We start from the raw sequence: 19602 nt of genomic DNA on the forward strand, positions 1-19602 counted from the left end.
TGCTTCCGACAGCCCTGGGGCACCCGGCCAAAGGGCGCATAACCTGGAGCCATGGACGTGAACGCGGCGGTCGCCGCAGCAGCAGCGATTGCCGGTCTGTGCACCGGTGTCATCGCGATGCTGGCGTTCCGCTGGAGCGAGCGGGACCAGACCCGCCCCACGCGCACGTCGCTCCACACCGGCGCGGCCCTGCCGCCCGGTGTCGACACGGTGCTCTCGGTGCTCCGCTCCTCGGCCGTCGTGCTGGACGAGGAGGACGCCGTCGTCAAGGCCAGCTCCGCCGCCTACGCCCTCGGGCTGGTGCGCGGTGGCAGGCTCGCGGTGGAGCCGATGCTGCAGATGGCGCGGGACACCCGGCGCGACGGCGAGATACGGCAGGTCGAGCTGGACCTGCCACGACGCGGTTCCGGAAGGGGTGAGGCCCTCGCGGTGTCCGCGCGGGTCGCCCCACTCGGGTCCCGGCTGGTGATGCTGCTGGTCGAGGACCTGACGGAGGCCCGCAGGATCGAGGCCGTGCGCCGCGACTTCGTCGCCAACGTCAGCCACGAGCTCAAGACGCCGGTCGGCGCGCTCTCGCTGCTGTCGGAGGCCGTGATGGACGCGGCGGACGACCCGGAGGCCGTCGAGCGCTTCGCGGGCCGGATGCAGAACGAGGCCACCCGCCTCACCAGCCTCGTCCAGGAACTCATCGACCTCTCGCGGGTGCAGAACGACGACCCGCTGGAGGACTCGGAGCCGGTTCCGGTCGGCGAACTGGTCGACGAGGCCGTCGACCGCAGCCGGCAGACGGCCAGCAGCAAGCAGATCACGCTGGCCACGGGCGGCACCGACGAGCTGTACGTCTGGGGCAGCCGCAGCCAGCTGGCCGCGGCGCTCGGCAACCTCGTCGAGAACGCCGTCAACTACTCTCCACCCCGCACCCGGGTGGGTATCGCCGCCCGCAGGATCGCCGCGAGCGGCGGCGATCTGATCGAGATATCGGTCACCGACCAGGGGATCGGCATCTCCCAGGCGGACAAGGACCGGATCTTCGAGAGGTTCTACCGCGTCGACCCCGCCCGCTCCCGTGCCACCGGCGGCACGGGCCTGGGGCTCGCGATCGTCAAGCACGTGGCCGCCTCGCACGGCGGGGAGGTCACCGTATGGAGCGCCGAGGGGCAGGGGTCCACCTTCACCCTGCGGCTGCCCGAAGCGGGCAGTGCGCGGGAGAAGGCGGAGGCCGAGCGGCGCGGCCGGAACCAGCTCTCGGGTGCTCTGCAGGAACCGGCCGTCTTCGAGGACGAGGAACGGCCGCATACGAACAGCTCAGAGGGTGCGGCCGGCACGGCACGCACGGCCGGTGCGGACGGCACCGACGACACCGAAGGCACCGACGGCACCCCCGGCACCGAAGCCGGGGACGACCGCACGGACCACACCGGCGCCAACGGCACAGGCCGCGCTGCCACCCGGCACGACCCATCACTCGAATCGCTACGCGAGACTGATTCTGCCCCGGAGGTCCTCCCGTGACCCGAGTGCTCGTTGTCGAGGACGAGGAATCGTTCAGCGACGCACTGTCGTACATGCTCCGCAAGGAAGGTTTCGAGGTCGCCATAGCGTCCACGGGTCCTGAGGGGCTGGATGAATTCGAACGCAACGGCGCCGACCTGGTGCTGCTGGACCTGATGCTGCCAGGGCTGCCGGGTACGGAGGTGTGCCGGCAGCTGCGGGGACGTTCCAACGTCCCCGTCATCATGGTGACCGCCAAGGACAGCGAGATCGACAAGGTCGTCGGGCTGGAAATAGGAGCCGACGACTACGTGACCAAGCCCTTCTCCTCGCGCGAACTGGTCGCCCGGGTACGGGCCGTGCTCCGCAGACGCGGTGAGCCGGAGGAGGTCTCCCCGCAGGCACTGGAGGCGGGTCCGGTCCGGATGGACGTCGACCGGCACGTCGTCACCGTGGACGGCGCCAAGATCGACCTGCCGCTCAAGGAATTCGACCTGCTGGAGATGCTGCTGCGGAACGCGGGCCGGGTACTGACCCGCATGCAGCTCATCGACCGGGTCTGGGGTGCGGACTACGTCGGGGACACCAAGACCCTCGACGTCCACGTGAAGCGGCTGCGCGCGAAGGTCGAACCGGACCCGGGCGCTCCGCGGTATCTCGTCACGGTGCGGGGCCTGGGCTACAAGTTCGAGCCGTAAGCCCGCCGGCACCCACGACGAGGGCCCCGGCCGGATCGGAATCCGGCCGGGGCCCTCGTCGTTGCTGTGCGGGGCGCTCCCTCGGGAGCGCGGGCTCAGTGGCCCGCGGGCGCCTCTGACTCCTCGGTCTTCGCGCCGGACTCCTCGGCACCGGGGGAGGCGTGCTCGCCCTTCGCGCCCTCGGACGGCTCGCCGGAGGCGTCGGCGCCGCCCTCGGGGGCCTCGGGGGAGGGCTTCACGGTCGGGCCGAACTTGCCGTAGTGGCCGGCGTCGTCGCGGTCACCGCGGACCACGGTGGCGCGCAGCTCGACCGAGCCGGTGCGGCTGAGCTCGAAGGTGACGGGCTGTGCGTTGCCGTCGGCGACACCGGCCTTGGCGGCGTCGCCCAGCATCGCGGACGCGTTGTTCTCGCCGCCGAGCATCAGGGAACCGCCCGCGGGGACGGTCAGCTCCTTCTCGCCCTTGGCGGGGGACAGCTTGGCCTTCACCTCGGAGCCGTTGACGGTGATCCCCTTGAGGACCTCGTCCTTGTCGCTGTCGTTGAAGATCCGCGCGGAGACGTTCGCCGGGTTCTCGGACCCGTCCTTGGCCGTCACGATGTTGACGTTCTGGAGCTTTATGCTCCCCTGCGTCTTCGCGGCGTTGTCGGGGTTCACCCCGTGGGTCTGGGCGTTGTTCCCGGCGCCGCACGCGGACAGCGTGACGACGGCGAGCGCGAGGGTGGTGGCGGCGAGGGTGCCGCGTCGAAGGCTGCTGCTCACGGCGGCGGCATCTCCTGTGCGAGCTCAGGCGGCCGAACTACGAGCCGGTCGCGGTCGGATGGATCAGTCCTGCCGCGCGGCCGGAACCGTCGGCAGGGACCCGTCGTCACCGGTGCCGGGGCACGTCGTACGACAGGATCGTCTGGCGATACCAGGTTACCGACCTGCGAAGGACGCATCGCACCCGGCCCTCTCTCCCGTGCGCGGGCGCGCACGGGGACGGGGAAGTGCGGCGGTGGGCCCCAAATGCCCTGCTGTGCCCGGGAGATGGGCACGGCGGACGTTTCGTCCTGCGCCGCCGGCGGGCGTCCGCGGGGGTGCGCCGGGGGCCGCGAGCGGGGCGCGGATGTGGCCGATCCCACGCGCGGGGGCGAGGTGAGGGAGGACGGGCGTGCGGCCGTATGGCGCGCTCCGGCGGCGCTTCCGGACGCCGGTAGCGAGGGTGCGTGATCTGGCACACCGAGCGCCGAACGGAAGCGGAACGCGCACCTCCGGAGGGGTGCGCAAGAGTGCGTTCACGCCATTCCGCTAATGAATGCGGGCGGCTCCGGAATTGATCAACGACAGATCAACGGGAGACGCGCGGCAGATCAACGAGGGGCCCCCGCCCAATTCTTCGGAAAATCCCCGACCCGGCCGAACGGACGCCCGGGAGACGCACCCTTACAGCCGGACAAAACGGACTTTCAACTGGCCTTCAGGGGCTCCCTCGTGGCCGTGTCGCCCCGGTTTCGCTCCGCTCGCATGTGGGCCCCGACCTGCGAATATCCGGACACGGAGGGGCGGCAAAGCACGACAACGGGGGGCTTGTCAAGCCCCGAGATGCGCTCTGACCTGCGAAAACGCCATTCAGGGGAGCCTCTTCCCGTGTTACCCTGGATAGCCACGGAAGGGGTACCTGACACATGACGTTCAAGGTTGGCGACACCGTGGTCTATCCCCATCACGGGGCCGCGCTGATCGAGGCTATCGAAACTCGCCAGATCAAAGGCGCGGACAAGACCTACTTGGTTCTGAAGGTCGCGCAGGGCGATTTGACGGTTCGTGTACCGGCGGACAACGCCGAGCTCGTCGGCGTTCGGGACGTGGTCGGTTCGGACGGACTGGACAGAGTCTTCGAGGTGCTCCGCGCGCCGTACGCCGAAGAGCCCACCAACTGGTCCCGCCGCTACAAGGCGAATCTCGAGAAGCTCGCGTCCGGTGACGTGATCAAGGTGGCCGAGGTCGTGCGCGATCTGTGGCGCCGTGAGCGCGAGCGCGGCCTCTCCGCAGGTGAGAAGAGGATGCTCGCCAAGGCCCGGCAGATCCTGGTGAGCGAGCTGGCCCTCGCGGAGAAGACCAACGAGGACAAGGCGGAGGCGCTCCTCGACGAGGTGCTCGCCTCCTGAGGCCGTGACCCCGCCGAGTCGCCTCCCGGTCCCTTCGGTCGGTCCGTCCTCCCGACGAACCGTCGAGGCCGGTAACGGCAGGGCCGGACGGATCTCCATATGCGCGGCGGTGCCCGGCGATTCCACGCCGGGCACCGTGGTGTATCCGGACGCGGTACCCGCGCGGACGCCCGAGGCGGATGCGCCCGCCGGCACTCCGGGCGGAGTGACCGCGAGTCGTACGCTGTGTGCGCCCGGTGCGGACGGCGCCCCTCGGCGCCCGCACGTGGCGAAGTGCCGGGCCCGGGCAGTGGCCTCGACCGGGATTCACGGAAGGGTTGTGGTCAAGGCGATCGCGCCCGGCACTCCCCCAACCTACGGTCGGGGGCACCCAGGCCATACCCACCCCGGCTGAGGACACAAACCTGAACGCGCAACCGATGTCAATGGAATCAGCGGGCGAGTCCCGCGCAGTCGAACCACGCACCGCGGCCGTCGTCCCCGCCGCCGGCCGGGGCGTCCGTCTCGGACCGGGCGCGCCCAAGGCGCTGCGCGCGCTGAACGGCACCCCGATGCTCGTGCACGCCGTGCGCGCGATGGCCAGAGCCAGGTCGGTCTCGCTGGTCGTCGTCGTGGCACCGCGGGACGGCGTCACCGAGGTGCGGAACCTGCTGGACGAGCACACGCTCCCCGACGTCGTCGTCGTGCCCGGCGGCGAGACCCGCCAGGACTCGGTGCGGCTCGGGCTGGCCGCGCTGCCGGAGGACGTCGAGATCGTCCTGGTGCACGACGCGGCCCGGCCGCTCGTCCCGGTCGACACCGTGGACGCCGTCGCCCGGGCCGTACGGGACGGGGCGCCCGCGGTGGTGCCCGCGCTTCCGGTGGCGGACACCGTCAAGGAGGTCCGGCCGCGCGAGGGCGGTGCGCCCGAGCCCGTCACGGGGACGCCGGACCGGTCGCTGCTGCGCGCCGTGCAGACGCCGCAGGGCTTCGCCCGTGCGGTGCTCGCCGAGGCGCACGCGCGGGTGGCCCGCGAGGGCGAGGGCGCCACCGACGACGCGGGCATGGTGGAGCGCACGGGGCACGAGGTCGTCGTCGTCCCGGGGCACGAGGAGGCGTTCAAGGTGACGCGTCCGCTCGACCTGGTGCTGGCCGAGGCCGTGCTCGCGCGGAGGAGGGTCACCGATGGCTTCTGAGGCAGGCGTGCGGCTGCCGCTGGTCGGCATCGGTACGGATGTGCACGCCTTCGAGGAGGGGCGCGAGCTGTGGTGCGCGGGGCTGCTGTGGGAGGGCGAGAGCGCGGGTCTGGCCGGGCACTCCGACGGTGACGTCGCCGCGCACGCCGCCTGCGACGCGCTGTTCTCCGCCGCCGGGCTCGGCGATCTCGGCGCCCACTTCGGTACGGGCCGGCCCGAGTGGTCCGGTGCCGCGGGCGTGGTGCTGCTGGCCGAGGCGGCGCGGATCGTGCGCGAGGCCGGTTTCGGGATCGGGAACGTCGCCATCCAGGTCATCGGCGTACGCCCGAAGATCGGCAAGCGGCGGGACGAGGCGCAGGCCGCGCTGTCGGCCGCGGTCGGGGCGCCGGTCTCGGTCTCCGGCACGACGACGGACGGCCTGGGGCTGACCGGGCGCGGCGACGGGCTGGCCGCGATGGCGACGGCACTGGTCGTCCGCGAGAACTGAGGGCCGACGAGGCGGGGCCGGGCGGTGCGTGTCCGCCTGGCCCCGCTCCGTGTTCCGGGGTGTCCGTGGTGACGCACGTCCCAGGCAGTTGCACATGGTGCGCAGTTACTCTGGTGGGGATGTCTTACGTTTTGCGTACCGCCACCTCTGCCGACGCGGATGCCGCGCGCAGCGTCATGCTCGACACCGTCTACCGCGATCTGCGGTCCGGTTACGTGCCCAGGTGGCACCGCGACATCATCGACATCGAGGGCAGCTATCTGCGGCCCGAGCGGCGCACGCTGCTGGTCGCCGAGAGCGCGGACGGCGAGATCGTCGCGACGGGTGCCGTCCGTGACCAGGGTCCGCAGTCGCCGCCGAACCCGGAGTGGATCGCGGAGCGCTTCCCGTCCGGGGCCACCGCGCAGCTGTGCCGGATCTACGTGCGCCCCGAGTGGCGGCGGCACGGGATCGCGCGGGCGATGGTGCGCGAGCTGTCGGCGTTCGCGGCGGCCGTCGGCGGGTACGAGGCGCTCTATCTGCACACCGATCCGGCGGTGCCGGGTGCCGAGCCGTTCTGGCGGTCGCTGGCCCGCGAGGTGTGCGACGAGCGGGAGCTCCCGGGCGGCGGTCAGGGCATCGTCCACTTCGAACTCCCGCTGCCCGGACCGGCGTTGGTGCCCGCGCCCGCGGCGGCCGCCGTCGGGGTCACCGGGGCCCCTTGATGAGAATGGTTTTCAGGTAAAGTTCTGCTCATGTCCGAGATACGCAGCGGCTTCCGCCGTGCCCGCATCCCCGCCCTCGCCGCCACCGTGCTGCTCTCCGCCGGCGTCCTCACCGCCTGCGGCGGCCAGGACGACGCGGGCTCCGGCGACCGGCTGCGCGTCGCCATGGCGTTCCCGCCCGCGCAGGGCATGAGCCCGTACGGGGACGACGCCGTCACCCTCAGCCGGCTGTCCGTCATCGAGGGGCTGACCAGCCTCGGCAAGGACGGCGAGCCCGAGCCCGCGCTGGCCACCTCCTGGAAGTCCTCGGACGGCGACCGCAGTTGGACCTTCCAGCTGCGCGAGGCGCGCTTCCAGGACGGGGACCCGGTCACCGCCGAGGCCGTCGCGCGCTCCCTGGAGAAGGCCGAGGCGGCCTCGCCGCAGCCGCGCGTGCTCAGCGACGCGGGCGATCTGAAGGCGGAGGCCGAGGGAGAGCGCACCGTACGCGTCACCAGCAGCGAACCGGACGTGCTGCTGCCGCAGCGGCTCGCGAACCCGTCGCTGGCGGTCCTCTCGGCCGGCGCGTACGGCAAGGACGGCAAGGCCGATCCGGCCGGGCACGCCACGGGCCCGTTCACGCTGACCCGGGTCAACGGCACCGCGAGCGCCACGCTGGAGCGGAACGAGAAGTACTGGGGGAAGAAGGCGCAGGCGCCGGGCGTGGACGTGAAGTTCGTCGCCGACGGCACCGCGCGGGCCAACGCGCTGCGCGCCGGGCAGACCGACATCGCCGAGTACGTACCCGTCAGCCAGGCGTCCGTGCTGGAGAAGGACCAGGTGCACGAGGTGCCGACGGCGCGCACCAACAGCCTGTACCTGAACACGGAGAACGGGCCGTTCGCCGAGGCGCCGGTGCGTGCCGCGGCCCGCTCGGCCGTCGACAGCGAGGCCCTGGTCAAGGGCGTCTACGAGGGTCACGCCGACACCGCGCGCGGCCTGCTCGGCCCCGGCATCCCCTGGGCCGAGGAGGCGCGGAAGGGCAAGCCGGGCGAGCGGACGGAGCCGGCGCCGGAGAAGGACGTGCGGGACGCGGGGACGATCACGCTCGCGACGTACACCAACCGCCCCGAGCTGCCCGAGGTCGCCACGACCGTCGAGCAGCAGCTGAAGAAGGCGGGCTTCCGGGTCAAGCAAGTGGTGCGGGACTACGCGCAGATGGAGGCCGACGCGCTGGACGGGAAGTTCGACGCGTTCATCCTGCCGCGCAACACCCTGCTGGACACCGGCGATCCGGTCTCCTACCTCCAGTCCGACTTCACCTGCGAGGGCTCCTTCAACATCTCCCAGCTGTGCGACAGCGGGGTCGACGCGGCCGTCGGCAAGGCGGCGCGGGCGAAGGACACCGACGAGCGGCAGGCCGCCGAGGCCGAGGCCGAGGCCCGCATCCTGCGCACGGACGCGCTGGTGCCGCTGCTCCACGAACGGTTCATCCAGGGCGTCTCGGCCGACGTCGACGGTGTGGCCCTCGACCCGATGGAGCGCAGGCTCGTCACCGCAGACACCCGGCTCGGCTGACCGTGCGCCGCACCGTCGCCGGGCGGCTGGTGGCCGCGCTCGGGGTGCTGCTCGCCGTCGGGCTGCTGCCGTGGCTGACGCGTACCGACCCGGCGCGCGCGATCCTGCACGCCCGGTACGCCGACCGGGAGCCGACGCCCGAGGCGCTCGCCGCGATCCGGGCCGAGACCGGGCTCGACGACGGCCCGCTGCACACGCTCGCCCGGTGGGCCGGCGGACTGCTGCACGGTGACTTCGGCACCTCCTGGGTCTCGGGGCTGCCCGTCGGCCCGGACGTCACCGGGGCGCTGGGCACCTCGCTGACGCTGATGGGCGCCTCGCTGCTGGTCGCGGTGGTGCTCGCGGGCGCGCTCAGCTTCCGCACGCTGCGCGAGGGCGCGCGGGCCCTGGGTGGCGCGCGGGTGCGCGCCGGTACGACGGGCGCGGTGCTCGCGGCGTTGCCCGAGTTCCTGCTGGCCTCGGTGCTGGCGACGGTCTTCGCCGTCCAGCTGGGGTGGTTCCCGGCGATCGGCTGGGGCGAGGGCGGCACCGTCGTCCTGCCCGCGCTCGCCATGGGCCTGCCCGCCGGGGCGCTGCTCGGACGGCTGCTGGACGACGCGCTGCCCGCCGCCTTCGCCGAACCCTGGGTCCGGACGACGGTCGCCCACGGCATGCCGCCCGCGCGCATCGCCCGGCACGCGCTGCGCCGCGTACTGCCGCCGCTGCTCCCGCAGTTCGGCTTCGTCGTGGTCGGGCTGACCGGCGGGGCCGTGGCCGTGGAGACGCTGTTCGCGATCCCGGGGCTCGGCGGCACCGCGCTGGACGCGGCGCTGGCGCAGGACCTGCCGGTGCTCCAGGCGTGCGTGCTGCTCCTGCTGGTGCTCGGCCTCGCGGTCGGCGCCGTGGTGCGCGCCGCGCGCCGCTTCCTGATCGGGCCCGCGCTGGACGCCGGCGCGCTGCCCGCGCTGCGCCGCCCCCGGCCCGAACCGGGGCGCGGCACGCGGTGGGCGGCCGGGACGCTGGCGGCGCTGCTCGTCGCCGTGGTCGTGGCCGGGCTGCTGCGCGATCCGCTGCACGTCGACTCCGCGGCCCGGCTCGCCGCGCCCAGCGCCGCGCACCCGCTGGGGACGGACGGCCTCGGCCGGGACGTCCTCGCCCGCCTCGGGCACGGCGCCGCGCGGACGGCCGTGACGGCGGCCGGGGTCACCGCGGTCACGCTCGTCGTGGGCGTCGCCGTCGGCCTGCTCGCGCGCTGGACGGAGGGGCTGCGCGAGGTCGTCAACGCGCTGCCGCCGGTCATCGCCGGGCTGATCGTCGCGGGCATCGCGGGGCCCGGCGCGTGGGGAGCGGCCGCTGCGGTCGCGGTCGTCGCCTGGGCGCCGCTGGCCGCGCACACGGCGGCGCTGTACGAGGAGGAGCGCGCGGCCACGCATCTGGAGGGCGCCGTCGCGCTCGGCGCGGGGCGCCGCCATCTGCTGCTGAAGCACGTGCTGCCCGGTGTGCTGCCGCCGGTGGTGCGGCACGCGGTGCTGCGCGTCCCGGCGCTGGCGCTGGCCCTGGCCTCGCTCGGCTTCCTCGGCCTGGGCGCGGCGCCGCCCGCGCCCGAGTGGGGCCGGATGCTCTCGGAGAACATGCCGTACGTGGAGCGGGCGCCCTGGGCGGTGCTGGCCCCCGCCGCGGGTCTCGCCTCCCTCGGCGCCCTCGCCGTCCTCCTCGGCGCCCTCCGGCCCCGCCTGCTGCCGCGCTTCGGCCGGGGCGCCGCGTACGAGCGCGGTGCCGGGGACGCGCAGCCGGCCGGTCGCCCTGGCGCGGGTGTGCCGTGACGCAGGACCGGGCGACGGGGCGGAGCGCGGGGCGGGGCGGCGCCGGGGGCGGCCGGTGGCGGTCGGTGCGGGACGTGCGGGCGCTGCCGCCGCTGCTGCGGCTGCTCGCCGGGACCCAACTGGCCTTCAACGTCGGCTTCTTCGCCGTCCTCCCGTACCTCGCCGCGCATCTGGGCGGGGCGCTGGGCATGGGCGGCTGGCTGGTGGGGCTGGTGCTCGGGCTGCGGACGTTCAGCCAGCAGGGGCTGTTCGTCGTCGGCGGGGCGCTGGCCGACCGGTACGGGCCGCGTCCCGTGGTGCTCGCCGGGTGTGTGCTGCGGATCGCCGGGTTCGTGTGGCTCGGGCAGGCGCGGGAGACGTGGTCGGTCGTCGCGGCCGTGCTCTGCGTGGGGTTCGCGGCGGCGCTGTTCTCGCCCGCCGTCGAGGCGGAGGCCGCGCGGCAGTCCGTCCGCTGGGAGGCGGCCGGCGGGCACCCGCGGGCCCGTACGCTCGCCGTCTTCTCCGCCGCCGGGCAGGCCGGCGCGTTCCTCGGGCCGCTGCTCGGCTCGCTGCTGCTGCTCGCCGACTTCACCACCGCCTGCTGGGCGGGCGCCGCCGTCTTCGTCCTGGTCCTCGCCGGGCACTGGCGTCTGATGCCGCGACGGGACGGGGACGAGAGCGGCCCGCGGCGTGCGAAGGGCGAGGCCGGGGGCGCGCTGCGGGCCGTCCTCACCAACGGTCCGTTCCTGCTGGTCTGCCTCGCGTACAGCAGCTATCTCCTCGCCTACAACCAGCTCTATCTGGCGCTGCCCGAGGAGGTCCTCCGGGTCACCGGCTCGCAGGCGGCGCTCGGCTGGCTGTTCGCGCTGTCGTCCCTTCTGGTGGTCTGCGCGCAGCTGCCGGTCACCCGGGCAGTGGGCGAGAGGCTGAGCCACCGGACCACTCTCCGCGCGGGGCTGCTGCTCGTCGCCGCCGGCTTCGCGCTCGTCGCGCTGGCCGCTCCGCTCGGGCTGCGGGACGTACGGGGGCTGGCGCCCGCCGCCGGGTACGTGCTGCTGCTGACGCTCGGGCAGATGCTCGCCGTCCCCTCGGCCCGTGCGCTGGTCACGGAGCTGGTCGAGGAGCGCCGGCTCGGCTTCGCCATGGGCGCCATGTCGTCCTTCTCGGGGCTCGTGGTGCTGGGCGGGAGCGCCGCCACCGGGGCGCTGCTCGGCAGCGGCGCCCCACCGGCCGCCGTCTGGACCGTCCTCGCCGTGCCCCCGCTGCTCGGCGCCCTGCTCGCCGGCACCGCGTCCCGCACCCGCTGAACCGGCTGCGCGCGGGCGCTTCGTCCGTGACGTCCGGCACATCCGCGGCACCGTCCCGGAGCGCCCCGCAGGCCCGGGAGCCGAGGCCCGGTGGGGCGGAGCGGGCACTCCCGCACGCCGTCTACCCTTGTCCCGTGACTATTCGCCTGTACGACACCAGCGCCCGGCAGATCCGTGATTTCGCCCCGCTCACGCCGGGCCGCGTCTCGATCTACCTGTGTGGTGCCACCGTTCAGGCCGCACCCCACATCGGACACATCCGCTCGGGGCTCAACTTCGACATCATGCGCCGCTGGTTCACTCACCGCGGCTACGACGTGACGTTCGTCCGCAACGTCACGGACATCGACGACAAGATCATCACGAAGGCCGAGGACCAGGGCCGCCCCTGGTGGTCGATCGGGTACGAGAACGAGCGCGCGTTCAACGCCGCGTACGACGGTCTCGGCTGCCTGCCGCCCACCTACGAGCCGCGCGCCACCGGCCACATCCCCGAGATGACCGAGATGATGCGCGTCCTCATCGACCGCGGCCACGCCTACGCGGCCGACGGCAACGTCTACTTCGACGTCCGCTCCTTCGAGGGCTATCTCGCCCTGTCCAACCAGGAGTTGGACAACCTCCTCCAGCCCTCCGGCGAGGGCGAGACGGGCAAGCGGGACCCGCGGGACTTCGCCATGTGGAAGGCCGCCAAGCCCGGCGAGCCGAGCTGGGACACCCCCTGGGGCCCCGGCCGCCCCGGCTGGCACCTGGAGTGCTCCGCGATGGCGCACAAGTACCTGGGCAGCGCCTTCGACATCCACGGCGGCGGCGTCGACCTCGTCTTCCCGCACCACGAGAACGAGATCGCCCAGTCCAAGGCGTACGGCGACGACTTCGCCGCGTACTGGGCGCACAACGCCTGGGTCACCATGAGCGGCGAGAAGATGAGCAAGTCGCTCGGGAACTCCGTGCTGGTGAGCGAGATGGTCAAGCGCTGGCGCCCCATCGTGCTGCGCTACTACCTCGGCACCCCGCACTACCGCTCCACCATCGAGTACAGCGAGGAGTCGCTGCGCGAGGCGGAGGCCGCGTTCGGCCGGATCGAGGGCTTCCTCCAGCGCGCCGTCGAGGCCGTCGGCGACACCGGCCCGGCCGCCGAGGTCCCCGCCGCCTTCGCCGAGGCGATGGACGACGACTTCGCCGTCCCGCAGGCCCTCGCCGCCGTCCACACCACCGTCCGCCAGGGCAACGCCGCCCTCGGCGAGGACGACAAGGAGACGGCCGCCGCCGCCCTCGCCGACGTCCGGGCCATGCTCGGCGTGCTCGGCCTCGACCCGCTGGACGCGCAGTGGGCGTCCGGCGGCGACGCGGGCCGTGGCGAGGAGCTGCACGACGTCGTCGACGCGCTCGTCCGGCTCGTCCTGGACCAGCGCCAGGCGGCGCGGGCCCGCAAGGACTACGCGACGGCGGACGCCATCCGTGACGAACTGAAGCAGTCGGGCCTGGTCATCGAGGACACCCCCGCGGGCCCGCGCTGGGAACTGGGCGGCGCCTCCCACTGAGGCGCCGCGGCCCCGGCCCCGCGTCCCCGCACGCGGCGCCGGGCACGCGCGGTACCCGGCACCCGTACGCACGGTGCCGGGCCACCCGCTTCACCCGGGTCCGGGATAATTGCCCGGGACGGAGCGGACCGCGCACACGCACAGACCACCCAAGTCAGCAGCAAGAGAAGCAGGTGCCCCGATGGCCGGGAACAGCCAGCGCCGTAACCGGCGCACGTCCAACAAGAAGGGCGCCCAGGTCGGCAGCGGCGGCCAGCGGCGCAAGGGCCTGGAGGGCAAGGGCCCGACGCCCCCCGCCGAGATGCGCAAGGGGCACGCCAAGCAGCGTGCCGCCGCCGTGCGCGCCAAGCGCGCCCAGCAGCGCCCGCAGCGCAAGGGCGGCCAGAAGTCCACGACGGAGCTGGTGGTCGGCCGCAACTCGGTCGCCGAGGCGCTGCGCGAGGGCGTCCCCGCGAACGCGCTGTACGTGCAGCAGTTCATCGACAACGACGAGCGGGTCCGCGAGGCCGTGCAGCTCGCCGGTGAGGCGCAGGGCGTCCACCTGATGGAGGCCCCCAAGGCCGAGCTGGACCGGATGACCAACGGGCTCAACCACCAGGGCCTCGTCCTCCAGATCCCGCCGTACGACTACGCGCACCCGGACGACCTGGCGGCCGCCGCGTACGACGAGGGCGAGGACCCGCTGATCGTCGCGCTCGACGGCGTCACCGACCCGCGCAACCTCGGCGCCGTCGTCCGCTCCGTCTCCGCCTTCGGCGGCCACGGCGTCGTGGTGCCGGAGCGCCGGGCCGCGGGCATGACGGCGGGCGCCTGGAAGACCTCGGCCGGTGCGGCCGCGCGCACGCCGGTCGCCCGCGCGGCCAACCTGACGCGCGCGCTGGAGGCGTACCAGAAGGCCGGGATGATGGTCGTCGGCCTCGCCGCCGACGGCGAGGTCGAGCTCCAGGATCTGGAGGTGCTGGACGGTCCCGTCGTGGTCGTCGTCGGCAGCGAGGGCAAGGGCCTGTCCCGCCTCGTGGGCGAGACCTGCGACATCCGCGTCCGCATCCCGATGCCGGGCGGCACCGAGTCGCTGAACGCCGGTGTCGCGGCGGGCGTCGTGATGTACGAGGCCGCGCGCCGCCGCGCCTGACCCTGCCCGCCCCGGAGGGTGTCCTCCGGGGCGCGCGGCGGGGGTGCCGTACGCCGGGACGTACGCCCGTGAATCCGCGGACCGCGAGGTTCCGGGCGGACGGCGGGGCGCCAAATCGGCCCCGGGGAGGGCCTCTTGACGGGCCTCGGACAGATCGGGACGGTCAAGGCAGTGTCTTAACGGTCCGTCACTCGGTTAGATGAGTGTGGACACCAGAACACCCCGCACACCCACCCCCTCGGGCCCCCGCCCAGGGGCGGACCCTGGGGGAAGCCCGCGCGGTTTCTTCGACGACGAGCCGGTGCTGAGCACCGTCAAGGTCCCGTCCGACCCCGCGCAGGTCGTCGTGAACCACGCGAGCTTCCGCGTGCAGCTCGGCGCCCCCTCAGCGCGTACGGCCGGTGCCGCGTCCGCCGGGTCCGCGCGGACGGCCCCGCCGTCCGCCGCCCGGGTCCGGGCCACGGCCGACACCGGGCAGACCGCCGTCGCCGGAGCCGGGGCGCGCGCCGCCGGTGCGCCGCGCCGCGCGCCCGTCGTCTGGACCGGCCGGACGGAGCCGGGCGACAGCGGCGCCACCGCGCTGCTCCAGGCCGCCGCGGCCCGCCAGGCGGAGACCCATGACGGCGCCGAGCCGGGCGGGGTCACCACCCAGGTTCTGCCGCGCGTCACGGAGGACACCGGCACGGGCGGGCCCGGCACCGGCCGCCCCACCGTCGTCGGCCCGCGCGGCCCGAAGCCCCCGGAGACGGTCGGCCCGGAGCCGCTGCTGCGCGGAGTACGGCCCGCCGAGGGCGCGTTCGACGAACCGGAGCCGGCCGAGGGGCAGCGCACCTCCGGCGGGACCGCCGCCGGCGAGGCGGCGCGCCGCCAGGCGTACTACCCCGGGCACCGGATGAACCTCGGGGTCGTCCTGCTGCCGCTGCGGATCTTCCTCGGCCTGATCTCCGTCTACGCCGGGATGGGCAAACTCTGCGACCCCGTCTACTTCGACGGCGGCGAACGCGGCTCGATGGTGACCTGGCTGCGGAAGCTGGAGCCGTGGACGATCGCCTCCCCGCTGCGCGACTTCGCGCTGGAGCACCCGGTCGGCGCCGGGCTCACGGTGGCGTTCCTCCAGGTCATCGTCGGTGTGCTGACGATCTTCGGGATCTGGCAGCGGCTGGCCGCCGGCTTCGGCGCGCTGCTCTCGGCCGCGCTGCTGATGACCGTCAGCTGGAGCACCGTCCCCGCCTACGACGCGCCGGACATCATCTACCTGGCCGCCTGGAGCCCGCTGATCATCGCCGGCGCTCCGGTCTACTCGGTCGACGCGCGCCTCGCGACGGACGCCTGGCGCAAGCTCGGCCCGCGCGTCGACATCTGGGACCTGCGCCGCCGCGTCCTGCGCCGGGGCGCCGTCGTCGCCACCGTCGTCGTCGGGCTCGCGCTGCTCATCGGCTCGCTGCTCGGCGGCGCCGTACGGGCCTCGCAGCAGGCGCCGGTCCCGGAGCCCGGCGAGCAGCCGGTCAACCAGCTGCCGGGTTCGCCGCTGCCGAAGAAGCCGGGCGAGCAGGGCGGCGCCAACCGCCCGAGCCAGACGCCCGGCGGAGCCGCGGGCGGCAGCCCCTCGCTCCCGCCCTCCACTCCGCCCCAGCAGCAGCGCGAGAGCAGCGGCCCGTCCGCGCCCAGCGACGAGCAGACGGTGCAGGCGCCGCAGCAGACGCCCACCGAGCAGCAGCCGCAGCAGACACCGGGCGGCACCGCGACGAGCGGGCCGCAGGACGGCGCGGGTGGCGCGACCGGCGACAGCGGCTCTGGCGAGCAGGAGTCGTCCCCCGACAGCGGTTCCGGCAGCGACGGAGGCTCGTCCTCGGGCAGTGACGGAGGTGGTGGTCTCGGCGGACTCTTGGGTTGACCCGGCTGGTGCGCCGGGCTAGTTCACCGCCTGCCGCACCAGCCCTCCGGCCCTTGGCACCGGCCGCCCGCCACGGCGCGCACCGCGTCGGCCCTCCCTGAACGTGCAAGGGGCTTGCTCCTCCGCGGAGCAAGCCCCTTACGCGTGCGCGCGGTCCACCCGGATCAGCCGCTGCCGGCGGCCAGTTCGGCCGCGGCCGCCTCCAGGTCCTTCGCCGTGTCGATGGCGCGCCAGTACGCGCCGGACGGCAGCGGGAAGCCGGCCAGCCGGCGCTCGCGGGCGAGCCGGGGGAAGGTGGTGCGCTCGTGGTCCCCGCGGTCCGGCAACAGTGCGGTGAAGGACGCGGAGCAGACGTACACGCCCGCGTTGATCCAGTACGGCGAGGGCGGCGCCTCGATGAAGTCCCGTACGTGGCCGAACTCGTCGGTCTCCACGGCGCCCCACGGCATCCGGGGCCGGGCGAGCGCGAGGGTCGCCTCGGCGTCTCGCTCGGCGTGGAACGCGGCCATCTCGGTCAGCGGGAAGCGCGTCCACACGTCGCCGTTGGTCGCGTACCAGGGCTCGTCGGCGCGGGGCAGCGCGGCCGCCGCGTACTTCAGCCCGCCGCCCCGGCCCAGCGGCTCCTCCTCGACAACGGTGCGGACGCGCAGGGGAGTTGCGTGCGCGGTGGGGGAGTCGGCGGCGGGGGTGGGGAGTTCGGCGGTGTCGAGCCAGTCGAGGAGCACATGGGCGAGGTGGCCGCAGGAGACGACGGCGTCGGTGACTCCGGCGGCGGCCAGCCAGGCCAACTGGTGCCCGATGATGGGGACTCCCGTCCCCGGGATCTCGACCATCGGCTTCGGACGGTCATCGGTGTACGGCCTCAGCCGCGAACCCTGGCCGCCCGCGAGGACGACGGCCTGCGTCGGACGCTGTTGCGGTGCCATGACGGCACCCTAGGCGCGCGACAGGAACGGCGGCGAAGGCCCGGCCGCCGGCGGGGCGCGCGGGCGCTCACGCGGAAGGGGGCGGGTACGAACAGCCGCCGGCCGGCGCCCGGTTCGGTGACCGGCGTCCGGTGCCGACTGTCCGTACCCGCCCTCGAATCCTGTCCGACGTCGCGTCCCGCCTCCTCGTACGTCTCGTGCGGCGAGCGGAGCCCGGCGGCTCAGCTCATCTGGGCGATGCCGTAGGCGAAGGAGGTGTCGCAGACGGGGCGCGAGTACTGGTGGGCGCGGTAGGCGGCGCCGTACTTCTTCACCGCGGCGCGGCCCAGGGCCTTGGCGATCGACGTGCAGTGCTCGGCGAGCGAGGGCTTGCGGGTGATCTCCTTCTGGAGGTTCGTCAGCGCGACTGCCGGGTTCTTCTCCTGCAGTTCGGCGACGAGGCGCTCGCGGAGCACCTCGTGCGGCGCGGGCGCCTTCGCCTGGCTCGACGCCTTCTGCGCCGAGGCTGCCAGGACGTCGCTCTCGGAGGGAGCGGTCGCCCAGGGAACGCTCGTCACCGCGAGGGTGCCGGACAGGACGAGGACGACCGGGAGGACAAGTGCGAGGGATCGGCCGATGCGGCGGGCTACGTGGTTCACGCGGCGATCGTAACGATGCGTGGCCCCGCGACCCCAACGCGTCACTCGCATGAGCGAAGGGAAGGGGGTTTCGCGCCGGACGCGTGTTGACGAACAGGCTCGAAAAGGGGCCGCGCATCCGGTACTTGGGGAAAGCACGGGATACGCGGCCCGACGGATCGTGCCTAGTCGCTCAGGCGCTCACCGGTGGAGGTCGAGAAGACGTGCGTCTCGCCGCCGCGCGGCACGACGTGCACCACGGAACCCTTCTCCGGCACCTCGCGCCCCGGCACCCGGACCACGATGTCGTGCTCCCGGCCGCCGACCTTCGCGCTGCCGTAGATGTAGCCGTCCGCGCCGAGTTCCTCGACGACGTTCACCGTCACGGCGATACCGGCGGGCTCGTCCTTCGACACCGCGGTGCCGTCACCGTTCGCCAGACCGAAGTGCTCGGGACGGACGCCGACCGTGACGGTGGTGTCCCCCTTGTCCGCCGCGGTCGCCAGCGCCTCCCGCTCGACGGGCACCACGCTGTTCCCGAACTTCACGCCCCCGTCGGCGATCGGGACCTCGACGAGGTTCATCGCGGGGGAGCCGATGAAGCCCGCGACGAAGAGGTTCGCGGGCCGGTCGTACATCCGGCGCGGGGTGTCGACCTGCTGCAGCAGCCCGTCCTTGAGCACGGCCACGCGGTCACCCATCGTCATGGCCTCGACCTGGTCGTGCGTGACGTAGACGGTGGTGATCCCCAGCCGGCGCTGAAGTCCCGCTATCTGCGTACGCGTCTGCACCCGGAGCTTCGCGTCCAGGTTCGACAGCGGCTCGTCCATCAGGAAGACCTGCGGCTCGCGGACGATCGCCCGCCCCATCGCCACCCGCTGCCGCTGACCGCCGGACAGCGCCTTCGGCTTCCGGCCCAGGTACTCGGTGAGGTCGAGGATCTTCGCCGCGTCCTCGACCTTCTGCCGGATCTCCGGCTTCGGCACACCCGCGATCTTGAGCGCGAAGCCCATGTTGTCGGCGACGGTCATGTGCGGGTAGAGCGCGTAGTTCTGGAACACCATGGCGATGTCCCGGTCCTTGGGCGGGAGATGGGTCACGTCCCGGTCACCGATCCGGATACTGCCGCCGTTCACGTCCTCGAGCCCCGCGAGCATCCGCAGCGACGTCGACTTCCCGCACCCCGAGGGACCCACGAGGACGAGGAACTCACCGTCCTCGATCTCGATGTCGAGCTTGTCGACCGCGGGCTTCTCCGACCCCGGGTACACCCGGGTCGCCTGGTCATAGGTGACCGTAGCCATGCTGTTGTCTCCTTCACCGGCAGGTACGTGCCGGACGATCCGTCGTAAAGGGAGTCACGTCCGGCCGGTACGCACAGCGCGTGCGGCGCCGGTCACGCCGAGCGGACGTGCCGAGACGCTAACCCGCCCCCACACCCCCTGTCAGCACCCCCGCACCCACCAAAACCCCCACCCAAACCACCTCGCCCCACCCCCGACCCGCATGGGTACACTGCACAGGCACCCACACGTGCAGGCCGCCTTAGCTCAGCTGGTCAGAGCATCTGTCTTGTAAACAGAAGGTCGTCGGTTCGACTCCGACAGGCGGCTCTTGAAAAGGTCGCCGATGGCGGCAAGGCAACACTTCTGACCTGCATCTCAGCGCCCCGTCCCGGCTCAGCCGGGTGGGGCGCTTTGTCGTCGGCGCCTATGTGCTGAGCGGGCTGTGAGCCCGGGGTGAGCCCTTCGCGTACGAGTCCGAGGTCGGCCGTGGTCGTGGAACGCCTCAAGGTCTCCTTGACGCAGCGCAGATCGCCCCCGCCGCCGGTGTCTGATCTTCGCGAAGTTCCGTGAATCCGGCCACCCACGGTCCGGCTCGGCGGGGCCACGATCACGCGAGATGTCATACGCCCATGGCGTCCGCTGTCCGAGCCCCCTCCGCGGGCAAGCCGCATGCACCGCGCATATCCGTTGGGCGCGGCGATGAGGGCGGGCAGCGCGTGCCGCGCCCACACGCTGCGGGTACGGATGCGGTGCAGCACGGCCGGGCTGCTTGCGGCGGCTTGTCACAACTCGGTACTCGCCTTGTGCGGGTGGCTGTGTTCGGCCGATGCTGCCCCGAAGCGGGGCACGTTGAA

At 73.4% G+C, this 19602-nt stretch carries 16 protein-coding genes and 1 tRNA gene; 13 read left to right on the forward strand and 4 right to left on the reverse strand.

The window, feature by feature from the left end; translation table 11 throughout:
* The first annotated feature begins 51 nt into the window (after positions 1-51).
* Both HCC30_RS12295 and HCC30_RS12300 read left to right on the forward strand, forming a co-directional pair.
* Positions 52-1512, forward strand: a complete 1461-nt coding sequence (locus HCC30_RS12295) for an ATP-binding protein (RefSeq protein ID WP_240979515.1) — start codon at positions 52-54, stop codon at positions 1510-1512.
* On the forward strand, positions 1509-2189 hold the full coding sequence (locus tag HCC30_RS12300) for a response regulator transcription factor (protein ID WP_169442488.1): 681 nt from the start codon (positions 1509-1511) through the stop codon (positions 2187-2189). The genes HCC30_RS12295 and HCC30_RS12300 overlap by 4 nt, the downstream gene beginning before the upstream one ends.
* Positions 2190-2284: 95 nt before the next feature.
* Here the strand turns inward: HCC30_RS12300 and HCC30_RS12305 are convergent, their stop codons facing one another.
* Entirely contained in the window at positions 2285-2950 is a 666-nt protein-coding gene (locus tag HCC30_RS12305) for a DUF461 domain-containing protein (protein ID WP_169442489.1), read from the reverse strand.
* 905 nt (positions 2951-3855) lie between these two features.
* On the opposite strand from HCC30_RS12305, the gene HCC30_RS12315 reads away from it, so the two are divergent.
* The 10 genes from HCC30_RS12315 to HCC30_RS12360 all read left to right on the forward strand — a co-directional run bounded on the left by HCC30_RS12315 (position 3856) and on the right by HCC30_RS12360 (position 15919).
* Positions 3856-4338 carry a CarD family transcriptional regulator gene (locus HCC30_RS12315; RefSeq protein WP_169442490.1) on the forward strand — a complete coding sequence of 161 codons (483 nt, stop codon included), beginning with the start codon at positions 3856-3858 and terminating at the stop codon, positions 4336-4338.
* Between the two features lie 419 nt (positions 4339-4757).
* Positions 4758-5513 (forward strand): 2-C-methyl-D-erythritol 4-phosphate cytidylyltransferase, encoded by a 756-nt coding sequence (gene ispD / locus HCC30_RS12320; RefSeq protein WP_169442491.1) that lies wholly within the window; start codon positions 4758-4760, stop codon positions 5511-5513.
* The gene (gene ispF / locus HCC30_RS12325) at positions 5503-6000 is read left to right on the forward strand and encodes a 2-C-methyl-D-erythritol 2,4-cyclodiphosphate synthase (RefSeq protein WP_169442492.1); all 498 of its coding nucleotides are present in this window, start codon (positions 5503-5505) and stop codon (positions 5998-6000) included. The genes ispD and ispF overlap by 11 nt, the downstream gene beginning before the upstream one ends.
* Before the next feature lie 119 nt (positions 6001-6119).
* Positions 6120-6704 (forward strand): GNAT family N-acetyltransferase, encoded by a 585-nt coding sequence (locus HCC30_RS12330; protein WP_169442493.1) that lies wholly within the window; start codon positions 6120-6122, stop codon positions 6702-6704.
* A gap of 30 nt (positions 6705-6734) precedes the next feature.
* The gene (locus HCC30_RS12335; protein WP_169442494.1) at positions 6735-8261 is read left to right on the forward strand and encodes an ABC transporter substrate-binding protein; all 1527 of its coding nucleotides are present in this window, start codon (positions 6735-6737) and stop codon (positions 8259-8261) included.
* Between the two features lie 2 nt (positions 8262-8263).
* Positions 8264-10063 carry an ABC transporter permease subunit gene (locus HCC30_RS12340; RefSeq protein WP_346776598.1) on the forward strand — a complete coding sequence of 600 codons (1800 nt, stop codon included), beginning with the start codon at positions 8264-8266 and terminating at the stop codon, positions 10061-10063.
* Positions 10064-10128: 65 nt separating this feature from the next.
* Positions 10129-11349: an MFS transporter gene (locus HCC30_RS12345; RefSeq protein WP_169442587.1), complete on the forward strand. Its 1221-nt coding sequence runs from the start codon at positions 10129-10131 to the stop codon at positions 11347-11349.
* Positions 11350-11483: 134 nt separating this feature from the next.
* Positions 11484-12893, forward strand: a complete 1410-nt coding sequence (gene cysS / locus HCC30_RS12350) for a cysteine--tRNA ligase (RefSeq protein ID WP_169442495.1) — start codon at positions 11484-11486, stop codon at positions 12891-12893.
* Between the two features lie 181 nt (positions 12894-13074).
* Positions 13075-14025, forward strand: coding sequence for a 23S rRNA (guanosine(2251)-2'-O)-methyltransferase RlmB (rlmB, locus tag HCC30_RS12355; protein ID WP_169442496.1), 951 nt, complete (start codon positions 13075-13077; stop codon positions 14023-14025).
* A gap of 301 nt (positions 14026-14326) precedes the next feature.
* Positions 14327-15919: a DoxX family protein gene (locus tag HCC30_RS12360; RefSeq protein ID WP_346776599.1), complete on the forward strand. Its 1593-nt coding sequence runs from the start codon at positions 14327-14329 to the stop codon at positions 15917-15919.
* 164 nt (positions 15920-16083) lie between these two features.
* Here HCC30_RS12360 and HCC30_RS12365 read toward each other — a convergent pair whose 3' ends face one another.
* From HCC30_RS12365 to ugpC, 3 genes are all read right to left on the reverse strand, one after another.
* The gene (locus HCC30_RS12365; RefSeq protein WP_169442498.1) at positions 16084-16845 is read right to left on the reverse strand and encodes a nucleotidyltransferase family protein; all 762 of its coding nucleotides are present in this window, start codon (positions 16843-16845) and stop codon (positions 16084-16086) included.
* A 221-nt stretch (positions 16846-17066) separates the two neighbouring features.
* Complete coding sequence (locus tag HCC30_RS12370) at positions 17067-17483, reverse strand: hypothetical protein (RefSeq protein WP_169442499.1); 417 nt, start codon at positions 17481-17483, stop codon at positions 17067-17069.
* A 164-nt stretch (positions 17484-17647) separates the two neighbouring features.
* A complete protein-coding gene (gene ugpC / locus HCC30_RS12375) occupies positions 17648-18766 on the reverse strand; it encodes a sn-glycerol-3-phosphate ABC transporter ATP-binding protein UgpC (RefSeq protein ID WP_169442500.1) in 1119 nt (372 codons plus the stop codon).
* A 235-nt stretch (positions 18767-19001) separates the two neighbouring features.
* Here ugpC and HCC30_RS12380 point away from each other — a divergent pair.
* Positions 19002-19075: transfer RNA gene (locus HCC30_RS12380), tRNA-Thr, on the forward strand.
* Positions 19076-19602 lie beyond the last annotated feature (527 nt).

Origin of the sequence: Streptomyces sp. HNM0574 (assembly GCF_012726235.1) — a bacterium.
Classification (GTDB): Bacteria; Actinomycetota; Actinomycetes; order Streptomycetales; family Streptomycetaceae; genus Streptomyces.